Raw genomic sequence first — 14,489 nt, 5'->3', positions numbered from 1 at the left:
GTGAGGTTTTACGACGGGTTCCCTGTCGATCGCGAGCAAGCGACGCTCCTACGCTGCGCCCAGAATCAAAAGCTGATCAGCGTTAGCCCAGGAACAAGCGGTACGCCGGGTTGTTCGTCTCATCCCAATACGGATACCCAATCTCCGCCAGCGCCTGCGGCACCAGATGCCGCTCGTCTTCCGGCACCACCAGCCCGGCCACCACGCGGCCATCCGCTGCGCCGTGGTTGCGGTAGTGGAACATCGAGATGTTCCATTTCCCGCCCAGCTTATTCAGGAAGTTGAACAGCGCACCCGGTCGCTCCGGGAATTCGAAGCGCAGCACCACTTCATCACTGACCCGCTCCGAATGCCCGCCGACCATGTGCCGCAAATGCAGTTTGGCCAGTTCGTTGTCGGTCAAATCCAGCACCGGGAAGCCCTGCTCAGTGAGGCTAGCGAGCAGCGCCTTGCGCGGGTCGTTTTCCGGGTGGGTCTGCACGCCGACGAAAATGTGCGCTTCGCGGTCGGTGTGGTAGCGGTAGTTGAATTCGGTGATCTGCCGTTTGCCGACGGCTTCGCAGAACGCCTTGAAGCTGCCCGGCTGTTCGGGGATGGTCACGGCAATGATCGCCTCGCGGCCCTCACCCAGTTCGGCACGCTCGGCGACGTGGCGCAGGCGGTCGAAATTGACGTTGGCGCCGGACTCGATGGCGACGAACGTCTGGCCTTTCACTTCGTATTGCTCGACGTACTTCTTGATCCCCGCCGCACCCAAAGCGCCTGCGGGCTCGGTGATCGAGCGGGTATCGTCGTAGATGTCCTTGATCGCCGCGCAGATTTCGTCGGTGCTGACGGTGATCACTTCATCGACGTAATCCTTGCAGATGTCGAAGGTGTGCTGGCCGATTTGCGCCACGGCCACGCCATCGGCGAACAGCCCGACCTGCTGCAACACCACGCGCTCGCCGTAGGCCATGGCCTGTTGCAAGCAGTTGGAGTCGTCCGGTTCGACGCCGATCACTTTGATTTCGGGGCGCAGGTATTTGACGTAGGCCGCGATCCCGGCGATCAGGCCGCCGCCGCCCACCGGAACGAAGATCGCGTCCAGATGCCCCGGGTGCTGACGCAGGATTTCCATGGCCACTGTACCTTGCCCGGCGATGGTGTCAGGGTCGTCGTAAGGGTGGATGTACACGTAGCCCTTTTCCTCGACCAGCTTCAGCGAATGCGCCAGCGCTTCGGGGAAAGAGTCGCCGTGCAGCACCACTTTTCCGCCTCGCGAACGCACGCCTTCGACCTTGATCTCCGGGGTGGTCTTGGGCATGACGATGGTCGCCTTGATCCCCAGCTTCTTCGCCGCCAGCGCCAGGCCCTGCGCGTGGTTGCCCGCCGAGGCCGTGACCACGCCGCGCGCCAGCTCTTCTGCGGTCAGCTGTGCCAGCTTGTTGTAGGCGCCGCGAATCTTGAAGGAGAACACCGGTTGCAGGTCTTCGCGCTTGAGCAGCACCTGGTTGCCGAGACGTTCGGACAATTGGCGGGCGCCCTGCAGCGGGGTTTCCACGGCGACGTCGTAGACGCGGGAGGTGAGGATTTTTCGGGCGTAGTGGTTCAGCAGGTCATGGCTGACAGGGTCATGGGCGAGCATCTGATTCATCGTGTCGTCCCCGTTGAAAGCGTCATGAGGCTCTGGCGTGGGAAAGCGACGGCGAGGGAAGGGCGGATGATGATCATGTCTGGCTCCTGGTTCGGTTTTTTGTGCCCGGGAGACAGAGAGAAAAAACCCGCCTCTAGGGCGGGTTCGGTGCAAGCGTCGGCTAACCCGCCATGACTGGAATGGCGGTAATAATTCGTGGGCTGACGGCGTGCGGGAATGTGTTCATGGGGTGGAAGACTATGGCGGCGTGGTCTTGCGCGTCAAGTGCGAGTTGATAGATATGTAGCAGTCCCGTTTTGATCGTGCCTCATCCTGTAGCAGTCCGGCTTGCTGGCGGCGGCGTACCCAGGATCGCTGCCGTCGGTAAGCCGGACTGCTACGGAGCGCGTTGTGGCGCGAGGAGGGTATGAGGCGTTAGTGAGTGGAGGATTTTTCCTGACCACTTGCACGAATTTTCGCCCTGAGCTACAAATTCGCTTAGCTGGCTATGGATGTTGCCCTATGACACTGACAAGGACTCGCCGGTTAATTTTTCTGTGATCACCTCGTCTATTGTTCAAGAAGCCTTCATGTTTCGTTCATGAGGGCACTTTAGGGTGATGTCTGTGGTCAGTGAAATCAGTCGCTGAAACGACGGAAGAAGACCACCGAAACAAAGAGACCAGCCACGAGGGCATGAGAAATGGACGATTATCAGGAAGAATTGCTGGAGTATCAGGCGTACGAACTCGATCCGATCGAACCTGCCGATGATGCAACAGAGCTGTAAGCAACACGTTTGAAAGAGGTCAGTCCGAATGACGTTGGCTGCGGCGGAACTCCCCGGGAGTCTGGCCGTTCCAGCGTTTGAAGGCCCGCTGAAACGCCTCGGCCGAGGCAAACCCCAACAGATACGCAATTTCCCCGAACGCCAGTTCCGTGTCGCGAACGTAGGTCGTGGCCAGATCGCTGCGGGTGTCATTGAGCACTGCGCGAAACTGCGTTCCTTCCTCTGCCAGTCTGCGACGCAACGTCCAGGTGGGCAGCTTCAGGCGAACCGCTACTTCCTCCAGATCCGGCTCCCTTCCACCGCTCAGTAACGGCCCCAGCAGTTGGGTGATGCGCTCGCGTAGACTGCGCGTGCGTGTGAGCTGCTCCAGTTCCTGTTCGCAGATGTGCAGCAAATGTCGCCAGGTGCTTGGCACATGGTCGGGATTGCGCAACGCGAGACTCTGCTGGCTCAGGCGCAACTGGTTGGTCGGTGCGCCAAAGTTCACGGCCTGCGCGCTCAACGAGGCGTACCCGTGCACATAGGTGGGAGGCTCGAATTCGATGTCCACCTGTTCCGCGCGTATCGACGTGCCTGCCAATGCCGACAATTGATGCAGCCAGCCGCTCAGGATCGAATCCACGACAAAACGGTTGTAATCGTTGTAGGGGCTGATGGAGTAGAAGCGCAGCCAGGCCCCCTGGCTGTCTTCGTGAAAACTCGACTGGCCTCGATAGTTCGAGCCATAGAGCGCTTCGAAACGGATCAGCGTGCGCGCCGCTTCTCGCACGGTGGGCGCCTGAGCTGCCGTAATGCCCGCCAGTCCGGCCTGGCTCAAGCGACTCACCTGACCCATGATCAACCCCAGCGACGGGGTGTCGGTCAGTTCGATGGCCGCGTGGCCCAGTCGCATGTAGCGGGGGATCGACAGACGCGCCCCAGCCTCGCTCAGGCGAGCGGCGTCCAGGCCGTATTGTTCAAGCAGTGGCAGCGGATCATGACCTTGGGCACGCACGGCGTCGGCGAGGCTGTGGACAAAGCCGACCGACAGATCACCCAGACGACCCCGAGGCTTGACCATCGATCACAACCACAGGTTGATCAGTCGCGCGCCGTGGCCGGGCTTGGCCCCTTTGGGGGCCGCGCTGATGGATTGTTCGGCGACATTCTGGCCGCCCCGGCTGGCAAAGCTGTGCCCGGCGCTGCCCTGATCCCAGAATTGCCCGCGCATGAACACGCTGATACCAGCCTTGGCGGTACTGATCGGGGCGAGTGACAGGCGGCGCCAGGCTTCGCCTTCAGTCAGGGGTTTAGGGCCAAGATCCAGCCCTTGGTGCTTGTCGCCGCGCCAAGGCTGCGACCAACTGCCGTTACCTGCGACGAACGCCGGAACGGCGATCAATTCGGCGCCCTGTGCGTTCAGGCGCACGTAATTGTCGGGGTACCAGCTGTCGCTGCCGATCAGCGTCGCCAAGCGCCCGGCCGGGGTGTCGATGACGTTCAGTGGCGCATCCTTTCCGGAGCGTATATAGCCACGTTGATACCAGCTGGGGAACAGTTGCCGTTGAGGCTGGCCGATGGGCAGTCCGTCGCGACCAAACACCACGCTGCTGTTGTACAGCGCACCGCTGCCGACGATCAGTTTGTCGGCCTGCACCTCAGGGCTGGGCAGCACGATGGAGCCGGCCACCAGCGTCACCCCGAACTCCTTGGCCAGACCGCCGAACACGGTTTGATAATCCTGCGCCATGCTGCGTGCTTTCATGCGCAGGCGGGCATCATCCAGACGGCTCTCGCCTCGGGCATGCAGCACGGCATCGGCAAACAGCAACGGGTTGCTGAAGGCCAGCCAGTTCATGGCCTCTTCGATGGTCGTGGCTTGATAGAACTGTGATTTCTCGTCCACGGCAAACAGCCAGGTGCCGATGTGTTCAGGCAGCACGACGATGGTTTTGTCGTTGAGCAGGCCGTGCTCGCGGGCCTGTTGCAGGTACGCGGCCAGCTTGCGATGCAGGCGTTTGACGCTCGAATAGTCGGACGCAAACAGCTCAGGCTGAATGCCTAGCAAATTGCCCCGGTCGCCGGGCTGGCCGTCGTTGACCACCACTTGAATGCGCAGATCGGTGAGGTAATGGCCGACGCGGCGTTTGCTCGTCCACAGGCTGTAACTGACGAGAAGAATCACCAGCACGACAGTGGTGAGTGTGACGAGAACTTTGCGCATGGAGGAGCGGGTGATTGCCTTTGCGAGCCAATGGACAGGAACTGGTACGAAGGCTACGGCAAACCGCTGGTCAGAGGAAGGAATTGCAGGAAAATCGCGGTGCGCGAGCGGGATACCGATTGCCGGTATCCCGCGTTATGGCATTACAGGCGGAAGCGGCTGACCAGAGTATTGAACGATGTCGCCAGGCTAGACAGTTCCTGAGTGGAGGCATTGGTCTGATGCGCACCCGCAGCTGTCTGGGTCGAAAGGTCCTGAATGTTGACCAGATTGCGATCGACCTCACGGGCCACGTTGGCTTGCTCTTCGGAGGCGGTGGCGATGACCAGGTTGCGGTCGTTGATCTGGGCGATGCCATCGGCGATCTGCTCCAGCGCCTGATCGGTGGCGTGGGCCAGTGACTGGGTATCGGTCACCAGCGCCTGACTTTTGCCCATGGCACCGACGGCTTGATCGGCACTGTTTTGCACGTGGCTGATCATGCCTACGATCTCACCGGTGGACGACTGCGTGCGGGCGGCGAGGGCGCGCACTTCGTCAGCGACCACCGCGAAACCGCGACCCTGTTCGCCTGCGCGGGCCGCTTCGATCGCAGCGTTGAGCGCCAGCAGGTTGGTCTGTTCGGCGATGCCGCGAATCACGTCCAGCACCTTGCCGATGTCGCGCACTTGCACAGCGAGGTCTTTGACCATTTCGGTAGAGGCCGCGATTTCCGTCGTCGCGCTGTTGATAGCGGTCACGGCGTTGCGGGCCTGATCGCGGCCACTGCTGGCTTGCGCGCTGGTGGCGCGGGAGGCCTCGGACGTCGACACGGCATTGCGTGCGACCTCTTCGACCGCCGAGGTCATTTCCGTTACGGCGGTGGCCGCCTGCTGGATTTCGTCGTTCTGACGCACCAGGCCGCGACTGGCGTTGTCGGTGACTGCCGCCATCTCTTCCGCAGCCGAGGCCAGTTGATCCGACGCGCTGGCGATCTGCTGAATCGTGGTCTTGAGGCTGTGTTGCATGTCACCCAACGCGCTCAGCAGTTGTCCGGCTTCATCGCGCCCGGTGCTGACAATGTGTTGGGTGAGGTCGCCTTCGGCAATGCGCTGAGCGCTGGCAACGGCGGAGGCGATGGGCTTGCTGATCAGACGGCTGATGAACAGCCCCAGCAGAATGGCCGCCACGAAAGCCAGTGCGATACCGGTGTACAGCGAGGTTTCGGCGGAGGAGGCCAGTTGCGCAGCGGCCACCGAACCTTCGCCCACTTGCCGGTTGTTGGAGTCGGTCATGATGGTCAGTTCGTCCATCACCACGCGATAGGCCTTTTGCAGATCGCCCAGCAGCAGCGCGCGGCCGTTTTCCACGTCACCTGCTTTCATCAGCGCGACGTAACGTTGCACCAGGGCCTGATAGGCCGGCCAGTCCCGCTCCATCTTGTCGCCTGCCGCACGCTCGTCGTCGGCCAGTTCAGCCTTGCGATAGGTGGCGAAGGCTTTTTCGCTGGCGGCCTGGTTGGCGTTCATCGAGGCGATGAACTCGTCTTTGGTGCTCTGGGGCAGACCGGCTTGGGTCGCCACGTAGAGACGATACATGTCGCGAGTCTGACCAACGGCCTTGATCTTGGCCTGGTCGGTGTTGGTGACGGACACCAGATTGTTGCTGAACACCCTGTCCAGGCTGTTCGAGAGATGAGAAACGCCCCGACTGCCCAGCACCCCCACGCCGAGGGTAATGAACGCGCACAGCGCGAACGCCGTGATCAATTTGGTCGAAAGTTTTGCATCGTGAATCCAGCGCATCTGACGTCCTGCCGAATGTTGTTGGAGTAAAAAACTGAAGAGTCAACCGAACTGGACGAACGGTCGTCTTACATCTGTCGGCGCGCTTGTAAATGACTGAAGGGTTACAGGATATTAATTTTCCTGAATATTAATGAATCAAGAAGCTTGTTCTAGAGCCTTCGCATTCGATAAGCACAGATGTGGCACTTTGCCTCTTGAATTTGTTGCAACATGTTATTCTTTGTGAAATATTCCCCGAAAATTATAAGACATCGTACCACCTGAGCTTTTTCCGTCAGCGTGATGGCATCAGCGTGTCCGCGATTCAACCAATTTTGAAAAAACCATAAAAGCATTGGCCTGAGGCAGGAATCATGTTGCGTTACGCGGGTAAGGGGAGAGGTGTGGGCAGAACCTTTGCTGGTCTGTTCACGCTGATGATGGCCAGTGGAGGGTTGGCCTACGGGCAGGCACTGGACGAAAATGCTTCAGCGGGCAAGCGCCTGGCGGTAGCAGCGGATTGCGTGGCGTGCCACAGCGTGCCCGGGGGCAAGGCGTTCGCGGGGGGTTATGCCCTCAACTCGCCAATGGGAACAATCTATTCCACCAACATCACGCCGTCGAAAACGGCCGGTATCGGCAATTACACGGAAGAACAGTTCGCCCGTGCGGTGCGCGATGGCGTCGCGGCCGACGGTACGCACCTGTACCCGGCCATGCCGTACACCTCGTATTCGAAGATGACCGACAGCGATATCTCGGCGCTCTACGATTACTTCATGCACGAAGTCCAGCCAGTGGACGCTGCCACGCCGAAGACCGAATTGGCATTTCCGTTCAACATCCGCGGCTCGATGATCGGCTGGAACGCGCTGTTCCACAGCGACAAGCGCTTCACGCCCGACCCGGCCAAGTCTGCCGAAGTCAACCGTGGCGACTACCTGGTCAATGGTCTGGCGCACTGCGACACCTGCCACACCCCACGTAACGTGCTGATGGCTGTCGACAATTCACGGCCGCTGGCAGGCGGCTCGCTGGGCAGTTGGTTCGCACCGAACATTACCTCTGACAAGGTCAGCGGCATTGGTGCGTGGTCCGCGAACGAGATCGTCGCGTACCTGCGCACCGGCCACGTCGAAGGCAAGGCCCAGGCGGCTGGCCCGATGGCCGAAGCGGTGGAAAACAGCCTGCAGCACCTGAGCGATGCAGACCTCAAAGCCATCGCGGCTTATCTGTTGCAAACCCAGCCGATCAAGACCGGCGAAGCCAAGGCCCGTCACGAATACGGCCAAGCGTCCAACGATGAATTGACCCTGCGCGGCGGCACACCCGAGGACAATCCGGGCTGGCACATCTTCAGTGGTACTTGCGCCAACTGCCACCAGCCGAATGGCCAGGGCAACAAGGAATACCCGTCGCTGTTCCACAACACCGCCACCAGCCGCAGCGACAACCTGATCGCGGCCATCGTGTATGGCGTGCATCGCGAAGTCGACGGCGTGGCCATCGACATGCCTGCGTTTGGCCCGGACGCGCTGTTCACCGATCGCCTTAACGATCAGCAGATCGCTGACGTCACCAACTACGTGCTGTCTCGCTATGGCAACGCCGACAAGGTGGTGACCGCTGCTGATGTCGCGCAAGTGCGTGAAGGCGGCCCGAAAGCCCCGCTGGCGGTGCTGGCGAAGTTCACGATCCCGGCAATCATCCTCGTCTGCGTGTTGATCGGCCTGATCGTGATGGCCCTGATCGCCCGTCGTCGCAAGGGAGCCTGATGCAATGGACCGTTCAAATATGAATACGCAACACCCTGAAGTTTCTGCCGGTTTCTCCCGTCGCAACCTGTTGCGCGGCTCCGTGGCGCTGGGCCTGGCCGCGCTGGCGGGCAGCGTGATGCCGTGGCAGTCGGTCATGGCGGCGCAGGTTTCAAACGACGATTTCATGGCCCTGTCGCAGTTTCTGGTGAGCCGCCCGGTCAACCCGGTATTGGCTGCTCGTTACTACACCGCGCTCGACAAGCGCGCGCCGAACTTCTCGACCAACGTGCTGGCGCTCAAGCAACTGATTGCCGCCCAAGGCTACAAGCATGTCGATGAGTACCTGGCGCAAGCCGATGCAGATGCCTCGCTGAAGGCCACTGCCACCAGCATCATTTCAGCGTGGTACCTGGGCATCGTCGGCGAGCCTGCCACGGCCGAACTGATCGCTTATTCCTTGGCCATGATGTATGTGCCCACGCACGGCATTCTCGCCATCCCCACTTACGGCGGCGGCCCGGCTACATGGGGTCCTAAACCAGACGCAGCACAGGATTCAAAAGCATGAGCAACGATCAATTCGATGCCGACGTGGTCATCATCGGCTCCGGCGTCATGGGCGGCCTGATCGCCACGGGCCTTGCCAAAGCGAACAAGTCGGTGATCGTGCTGGAAGCAGGTCCTCGGGTGAACCGCCGCGACGTCGTGGAAACCTTTCGCAACGCCCCGGTGAAGCTGTCGCTGGCCAACGCCAAATTGCAGGGCGCGGGTTCCCCTTATCCGAGTCTGCCGCACGCGCCATCTACCTACGGCGATTATTTGCAGCAGGTCGGCCCGGTCAAATACAACACCTCGTACCTGCGGGTCGTGGGTGGTACCACCTGGCACTTCGGGTCTTCGCTGTGGCGCATGCTGCCCAACGACTTCAAGCTCAAGTCGCTGTATGGCCGCGGTCGCGACTGGCCGATCAGCTACGACGAGCTGGAGCCGTTCTACGCGCGGGCTGAGACCGAGCTGGGTGTTTCGGGTGTTGATGGCCAGGACGAAAGCGGGCAGGGCGGTGGTGCATTCCCGCCACGTTCGATCCCGTACCCGATGGAAGGCCTCAAGCCGAGCTACATGTTCAAGCGTTTGTCCGAGATGTTGAGTGTCGGCGGCTACAACCCGATCCTCGAACCCAATGGTCGCGCCACCCGCCCTTACGGCAAGCGTCCGCCGTGCGCGGGCAACAACAACTGCAACCCGGTCTGCCCGATTGCCGCCAAGTACGACGGCTCGATGCACATCGACGAAGCCGAGCGCCATGGCGCCAAGGTGCTGGACAACTCGGTGGTGTACAAGATCGAAGCGGGCGATGACGGCAAGATCACCGCAGTCTGGTACATGCGCCCGGACAAATCTCAGCACAAGCTGACCGCCAAGTCGTTCGTGCTCGCGGCCTACGGTATCGAGTCGCCGAAGCTGTTGCTGATGTCGACCTCCGAGAAATACCCGAACGGCATCGCCAACTCGTCGGACCAGGTCGGTCGTAACCTGATGGATCACACCGGCATCAGCATGAACGTCATGACCAAGGAAGATATGTGGCCGGGCGAGGGGCCGACGCAGTTGCTGGTCTACCTCAACAGCCGCGACGGCGCATTCCGCAAGGACTTCCCGAGCTACAAGATCAAGGTCCGCAACACCGTGCCGACCTCGCAGATCACCTCCAACCTGATCGGCAAGGGCGTGTTGGGGTCCAAACTCGACGAGCAGATCCGTCTGCAATCGGCACGTTCGCTGAACTGGGCGGTAGACTTCGAAACGCTGCCGCTGCCGGAAAACCGCATCACGCCAAGCAAGACCAAGTTCGATGCCATCGGCCTGCCGGTGCCGGAGATTTACTACAGCGTTCCGGACTACTGGCATGCGGGTAAGGAGAAGGCGCTGGAGGACTTCAAACAGTTCGCCAAGCTGCTGAACGCGGACATTCTGAGCACTGACACCGGGTTCCAGAACCGTCAGCACATCATGGGCACGACCATCATGGGCGACGATCCGAAGGATTCGGTGGTCGACCGCGATTGCCGCACCCATGACCACCCGAACCTGTTCATCGCCGGGACCAGCGTCATGCCGTCGTCTTCGTGCGTGAACCCGACGCTGACAGGCGCGGCATTGAGCATTCGTATTGCTGATGTGTTGGTGGGCGAGGTTTAAATGTCGATCGTGCCCAGGCTCTGCGTGGGCACGCCATTGCGGACGCTCCGCGTCCAATGTCGCGGAGCGTCAATCACGGCATTCCCACGCGGAGCGTGGGGCCGATCACCCTTTATTGCTGACGGCTACAGGGATCACCGCGGTCTGGTGATTTTCACACCGACCGGGTAACGCCGCCATCCACCCGCAGATTCTGCCCCGTGATGTAGGCCGCACCTTCTGACGCCAGAAACGCTATCGTCGCCGCCACTTCTTCGCTGGTCCCGTAACGCTTGAGCGGCACACTGTCACGGCGCTCATCGGTTTTGGGCAGGCTGTCGATCCACCCCGGCAGTACGTTGTTCATGCGGATGTTGTCGCCCGCATAGGTCTGCGTGAAGATTTTGGTGAACGATGCCAGCCCCGCACGGAACACCGCGGAAGTCGGAAACATGTCTGTAGGCTCGAAGGTCCACGCCGACGAAATATTGATGATCGATCCACCTTTTTGCTGTTGCATGAATGGCGTCACCAGGCGCGTGGCACGGATCACGTTCAGCAGGTACACCTCCATGCCGCGATGCCAGTCCTCATCGCTGATCTCCAGAATCGGTGCCCGTGGGCCGTGGCCTGCGCTGTTGACCAGCACGTCGATCCGCCCCCATTTCTCTGAGACCGCCGTCACCAGACGCTGAATATCGTCGGTGGACTGATTGGAACCGGTTACGCCAATGCCACCCAGTTCATGAGCCAGCGCTTCGCCTTTGCCGGAAGAAGACAGAATGCCCACCTTGAATCCGTCTGCCGCCAGACGACGCGCCGCAGCAGCGCCCATGCCACTGCCGCCTGCGATGATGAGGGCCACTTTGGGTTCTGACATGTGCAAATCCTCTCGATAGGTGAAGGTCAGTAATGGCCTCAATCTAGGCCAGTGCTCTTAGATGCACTAGTGATGATTTTTGTACGAGGGTGTAGAAAAACTACATACTCAGCACTTCTCGGCTAAAGGGCAGGGCAGGCGATCTATGGAGAAATCCAGCGTTTCACGCATGGGACACGCCGTGATGGGGCAACTTGTGGCATTTGAAGCGACGGCACGGCTCGGCAGCTTTCGCGCGGCGGCAGACGAGTTGCACATCACGACGGGCGCCGTTGCTCAGCAGGTTCGGTTGCTGGAGCGCAAGCTTGGCATGGACGTGTTCAAGCGCCAGCCTCGCGGCGTTCGTTTGCTGCCCGAAGCGGAAGCCTTTCTGGCCAAGGTTCAACTCGCCCTCGATTTGATCAACGAGGCCACGCGCGAACTGAGCGCCCAGCGAGCCGCTTCGGGCAGCAGGGCATTGACGCTCAGTACGACGGGCGCATTCGCCAGCCGTTGGCTGATTCCAAAGCTCGCCCACCTGAGCGAAGCCGAACCCCAATTGTCAGTGATGATCGATGCCAGCAACGCTGCGCGCCCCCTGCATGGCGTCGATGCGGTCGACATGGCGATTCGCTGGGGTACGCCGCCGTTTCCGGGGTGCCATGTACGCCCGCTGTTCCTCGGCAGCATCATCCCGGTCTGCTCGCCGAACGTGAAACGCCAATATCGCTGGCGCAGCCTGAATGACTTGGCCCACGGCGCCCCGCTGATAGCCGACTCCCACGACAACTGGAGCAAATGGTTCACTGCCCGCCGCTTGGACGCCACATCCAGCGTGCAGATATTTTCCCAGACCAGCCTGGCCATCGAAGCCGCCGAGCGTGGGCTTGGCGTGGCCCTGGCGCCCGAAGTGCTGATCCGTGGCGCTTTGGCAAGTGGTGGGCTGGTCCGGGCGCTGGACCCCGATCAGGTACTGGACACCGACGGCGGGTTTTATCTGCTGACGGGCAGCGAGCCGGACGCCGGGTCGGATCTGGGTAAGGTGATGGCGTGGTTGTTGCGGAATGCCACGGATTCGAACCGGTCGTCATGAACTAGAAAAACCTGCTTGACACATGTGCATATACACATATGATGGGCGTCATGAAAACACGACTGAACGCCGATCTCTGTCATTGCTTCGCCGCCCGGCGCCACGCCCGGCTGCTGACGCGTCTGTATGACCGACATCTGGCGGAGGCGGGCATCTCGACCTCGCAGTTCTCGATCTTGACCGTGGTGCAAGAGCGTCCGGAGATCCTCATTGCCGAGCTTGCGGAGGTGATGGTCATGGAGCGGACGACGCTGGTTCGCGCGCTGAAGCCGTTACAGAACGAGGGGTTGTTGTTGAGCCACCCTGCCGGGCCGCGCGGCGCGATCAAGCTGTCGCTTTCTGCCGCAGGCGAAGCGAAGCGCAAAGAGGCTGCGCCGCTTTGGCAGGCCGCTCAGCACGAGCGGGAAGAGCAGATTGGCAAGGAGCGAGCCGTTGCGCTGCGTGAGTCAATTCTTGAGCAAGGCGTGTGACGTGTTTTTTTTGATTTTCAGCTGTGCAATTACACATGTAAACCATCTCAACCCACGAGGATCGTTTGATGAACATCAGTGGATCAGTTGTGTTTGTAACGGGTGCCAGCCGTGGTCTGGGTCTGGCGTTTGTCAAGGAAGCCGTGGCTCGCGGGGCGAAGAAGGTCTATGCCGGGGTGCGCAACCCAGCGGCATTCGATGTGCCCGGTGTCATTGCGGTGAAGCTCGACGTCACCGACGAGGCATCAGTGAGGGCGGCAGCGCAGCACTGCCAGGACACCACGCTGCTGGTCAACAACGCCGGTATCGCCAGTGTCATGCAAGGCCCCCTCGATCAGAACATGATCGAGTTGTCGCAGCATTTGATGGACACCAACTACTACGGCGTGATTCGTGTCAGTCAGGCGTTCGCACCGATTCTGGCGGCCAACGGCGGCGGGGGAATCATCAACGTGCTGTCCGATGTGACCTGGTTGAGCATTCCACTGCTGGCCGCTTACGCGGCGACCAAGTCGGCGGCCTGGAGCTTCACCAACGCGTTGCGGCTGCAAGTGCGTGGCGACAACACCCAGGTGGTGGGCCTGCATGTCGGGTTCATCGACACCGATCTGACTCAGGGCTTCGACGTGCCCAAGTCCACCCCGAAAGCCGTGGTCGACTCTGCGTACGAAACGCTGGAAGCCGGTGGTTTCGAAGCACTGGCCGATGAGGGCTCGCGCTATATCAAGTCCACGTTGTCCTCTGCGGACGCGGTGTATTTCAACCCGCCGATGCCGGGCTGATCGACGACTTTTCCGTTCGCGCGCCGTGCTCATCGTCATGGCGCGCTCTTCTTCACGGTGACCTCGCTCACAGGAGCACGACCATGCAACCTCGCAAATACCTGATCACTGGTGCGACCGGTAAAACCGGCGTCTATACCGTTCAACAGTTACTCGCCGAAGGCCATGCCGTGCGCGCTTTCGTTCATCACAATGACGAGCGCAGCGAAGCCTTGCGCCAGGCCGGTGCGGAAATCTTCGTCGGTGATCTGCTTGAACACGATGACATTCTTCACGCCATGGACGGCGTGACCGGCGCCTATCTGTGCTACCCGGTACGTGACGGTTACATCCAGGCCACAGCCTATTTCGCCGACGCCGCGCAGCGGGCCGGTGTCGAGGTGGTGATCGAGATGTCGCAGATTTCCGCACGAAACGATTCCCACAGCCACGCGGCACGCAATCACTGGATCGCGGAGCGGGTGCTCGACTGGTCTGGCGTGCCAACGGTGCACATTCGCCCGACCTTCTTCTCTGAGTGGCTGACGTTTCCGTGGGTGCTTGACCCCATCGTTAAAGACAACCGCATCACTCTGCCGTACGGTGCAGGGCGCCATGCGCCGATTGCCGCGGAAGATCAGGCGCGGCTGATCGTTGCCGTGCTGACTGATCCGGCGCAGCACATTGGCAAAACGTATTCGCTGTTCGGGCCTGTCGAGATGGACCACAGTCAGATCGCCGCAGAACTCAGCGCTGTGCTGGGTCGTAAGATCACTTACGCGCCGTCCACTCTCGACGAATACCGCGCGCACTTGGAAAGCTATAATCTGCCGGCGTTTCTGATCCAGCACTTCATTGAAGTCGCGATTGATTACCAGAACGGGATTTTTGCCGGTGAAGACGGCGTGATCGGCCAGATCACCGGGAAAGCGCCGCAGACGGTCCGAGAGTTCGTCCTGGCCAATCGCAACGCCTTCTAGTGATCAAGAGAGAGAGG

General features: G+C 60.7%; 12 protein-coding genes and 1 pseudogene. 7 read left to right on the top strand and 6 right to left on the bottom strand.

Annotated elements, in window-relative coordinates; translation table 11 throughout:
- Positions 1-82: 82 nt before the first annotated feature.
- From ilvA to ACI5GA_RS08225, 5 genes and pseudogenes are all read right to left on the bottom strand, one after another.
- Complete coding sequence (ilvA, locus tag ACI5GA_RS08245; protein ID WP_421425455.1) at positions 83-1,627, bottom strand: threonine ammonia-lyase, biosynthetic; 1,545 nt, start codon at positions 1,625-1,627, stop codon at positions 83-85.
- A 797-nt stretch (positions 1,628-2,424) separates the two neighbouring features.
- Positions 2,425-3,465 (bottom strand): AraC family transcriptional regulator, encoded by a 1,041-nt coding sequence (locus ACI5GA_RS08240; RefSeq protein ID WP_421422485.1) that lies wholly within the window; start codon positions 3,463-3,465, stop codon positions 2,425-2,427.
- A 3-nt stretch (positions 3,466-3,468) separates the two neighbouring features.
- Complete coding sequence (locus tag ACI5GA_RS08235) at positions 3,469-4,608, bottom strand: carbon-nitrogen hydrolase family protein (RefSeq protein WP_404631668.1); 1,140 nt, start codon at positions 4,606-4,608, stop codon at positions 3,469-3,471.
- Positions 4,609-4,751: 143 nt separating this feature from the next.
- Positions 4,752-5,540, bottom strand: a complete 789-nt coding sequence (locus tag ACI5GA_RS08230; RefSeq protein ID WP_421425454.1) for a methyl-accepting chemotaxis protein — start codon at positions 5,538-5,540, stop codon at positions 4,752-4,754.
- A gap of 69 nt (positions 5,541-5,609) precedes the next feature.
- A pseudogene (locus ACI5GA_RS08225) lies at positions 5,610-6,392 on the bottom strand (MCP four helix bundle domain-containing protein); the annotation flags it as partial.
- A 356-nt stretch (positions 6,393-6,748) separates the two neighbouring features.
- Here ACI5GA_RS08225 and ACI5GA_RS08220 point away from each other — a divergent pair.
- Genes ACI5GA_RS08220 through ACI5GA_RS08210 form a run of 3 tightly spaced genes read left to right on the top strand, consistent with a single transcriptional unit; the run spans position 6,749 to position 10,330 of the window.
- On the top strand, positions 6,749-8,149 hold the full coding sequence (locus ACI5GA_RS08220; RefSeq protein ID WP_421422484.1) for a c-type cytochrome: 1,401 nt from the start codon (positions 6,749-6,751) through the stop codon (positions 8,147-8,149).
- Positions 8,150-8,153: 4 nt separating this feature from the next.
- Entirely contained in the window at positions 8,154-8,699 is a 546-nt protein-coding gene (locus ACI5GA_RS08215) for a sugar dehydrogenase complex small subunit (protein ID WP_421422483.1), read from the top strand.
- Positions 8,696-10,330: a GMC family oxidoreductase gene (locus ACI5GA_RS08210; protein WP_404631662.1), complete on the top strand. Its 1,635-nt coding sequence runs from the start codon at positions 8,696-8,698 to the stop codon at positions 10,328-10,330. Before ACI5GA_RS08215 ends, ACI5GA_RS08210 begins: the two co-directional genes overlap by 4 nt.
- Positions 10,331-10,484: 154 nt before the next feature.
- Here ACI5GA_RS08210 and ACI5GA_RS08205 read toward each other — a convergent pair whose 3' ends face one another.
- A complete protein-coding gene (locus ACI5GA_RS08205) occupies positions 10,485-11,189 on the bottom strand; it encodes an SDR family oxidoreductase (RefSeq protein ID WP_421422482.1) in 705 nt (234 codons plus the stop codon).
- A gap of 145 nt (positions 11,190-11,334) precedes the next feature.
- Between ACI5GA_RS08205 and ACI5GA_RS08200 the strand changes: the two genes are divergently transcribed.
- The 4 genes from ACI5GA_RS08200 to ACI5GA_RS08185 all read left to right on the top strand — a co-directional run bounded on the left by ACI5GA_RS08200 (position 11,335) and on the right by ACI5GA_RS08185 (position 14,472).
- The gene (locus ACI5GA_RS08200; RefSeq protein ID WP_421422481.1) at positions 11,335-12,261 is read left to right on the top strand and encodes a LysR substrate-binding domain-containing protein; all 927 of its coding nucleotides are present in this window, start codon (positions 11,335-11,337) and stop codon (positions 12,259-12,261) included.
- Positions 12,262-12,311: 50 nt separating this feature from the next.
- Positions 12,312-12,731, top strand: a complete 420-nt coding sequence (locus tag ACI5GA_RS08195) for a MarR family winged helix-turn-helix transcriptional regulator (protein WP_404631656.1) — start codon at positions 12,312-12,314, stop codon at positions 12,729-12,731.
- A gap of 68 nt (positions 12,732-12,799) precedes the next feature.
- A complete protein-coding gene (locus tag ACI5GA_RS08190; RefSeq protein ID WP_421422480.1) occupies positions 12,800-13,513 on the top strand; it encodes an SDR family oxidoreductase in 714 nt (237 codons plus the stop codon).
- 83 nt (positions 13,514-13,596) lie between these two features.
- Positions 13,597-14,472: an NmrA family NAD(P)-binding protein gene (locus ACI5GA_RS08185; RefSeq protein WP_404631652.1), complete on the top strand. Its 876-nt coding sequence runs from the start codon at positions 13,597-13,599 to the stop codon at positions 14,470-14,472.
- The last annotated feature ends 17 nt before the right edge of the window (positions 14,473-14,489 follow it).

Origin of the sequence: Pseudomonas sp. Pseu.R1, assembly GCF_045764065.1 — a bacterium.
Taxonomy (GTDB): domain Bacteria; phylum Pseudomonadota; class Gammaproteobacteria; order Pseudomonadales; family Pseudomonadaceae; genus Aquipseudomonas.
Note: the sequence above shows the minus strand (reverse complement) of the source record. Positions and strands in the feature narration are given on the sequence as shown.

Excerpts from the sequence above, each read along its gene's own strand:
- ilvA (WP_421425455.1), bottom strand. The coding sequence starts at position 1,627 with ATGCTCGCCCATGACCCTGTCAGCCATGACCTGCTGAACCACTACGCC.
- ACI5GA_RS08240 (WP_421422485.1), bottom strand. The coding sequence starts at position 3,465 with ATGGTCAAGCCTCGGGGTCGTCTGGGTGATCTGTCGGTCGGCTTTGTC.
- ACI5GA_RS08235 (WP_404631668.1), bottom strand. The coding sequence starts at position 4,608 with ATGCGCAAAGTTCTCGTCACACTCACCACTGTCGTGCTGGTGATTCTT.
- ACI5GA_RS08230 (WP_421425454.1), bottom strand. The coding sequence starts at position 5,540 with ATGGCGGCAGTCACCGACAACGCCAGTCGCGGCCTGGTGCGTCAGAAC.
- ACI5GA_RS08220 (WP_421422484.1), top strand. The coding sequence starts at position 6,749 with ATGTTGCGTTACGCGGGTAAGGGGAGAGGTGTGGGCAGAACCTTTGCT.
- ACI5GA_RS08215 (WP_421422483.1), top strand. The coding sequence starts at position 8,154 with ATGGACCGTTCAAATATGAATACGCAACACCCTGAAGTTTCTGCCGGT.
- ACI5GA_RS08210 (WP_404631662.1), top strand. The coding sequence starts at position 8,696 with ATGAGCAACGATCAATTCGATGCCGACGTGGTCATCATCGGCTCCGGC.
- ACI5GA_RS08205 (WP_421422482.1), bottom strand. The coding sequence starts at position 11,189 with ATGTCAGAACCCAAAGTGGCCCTCATCATCGCAGGCGGCAGTGGCATG.
- ACI5GA_RS08200 (WP_421422481.1), top strand. The coding sequence starts at position 11,335 with ATGGAGAAATCCAGCGTTTCACGCATGGGACACGCCGTGATGGGGCAA.
- ACI5GA_RS08195 (WP_404631656.1), top strand. The coding sequence starts at position 12,312 with ATGAAAACACGACTGAACGCCGATCTCTGTCATTGCTTCGCCGCCCGG.
- ACI5GA_RS08190 (WP_421422480.1), top strand. The coding sequence starts at position 12,800 with ATGAACATCAGTGGATCAGTTGTGTTTGTAACGGGTGCCAGCCGTGGT.
- ACI5GA_RS08185 (WP_404631652.1), top strand. The coding sequence starts at position 13,597 with ATGCAACCTCGCAAATACCTGATCACTGGTGCGACCGGTAAAACCGGC.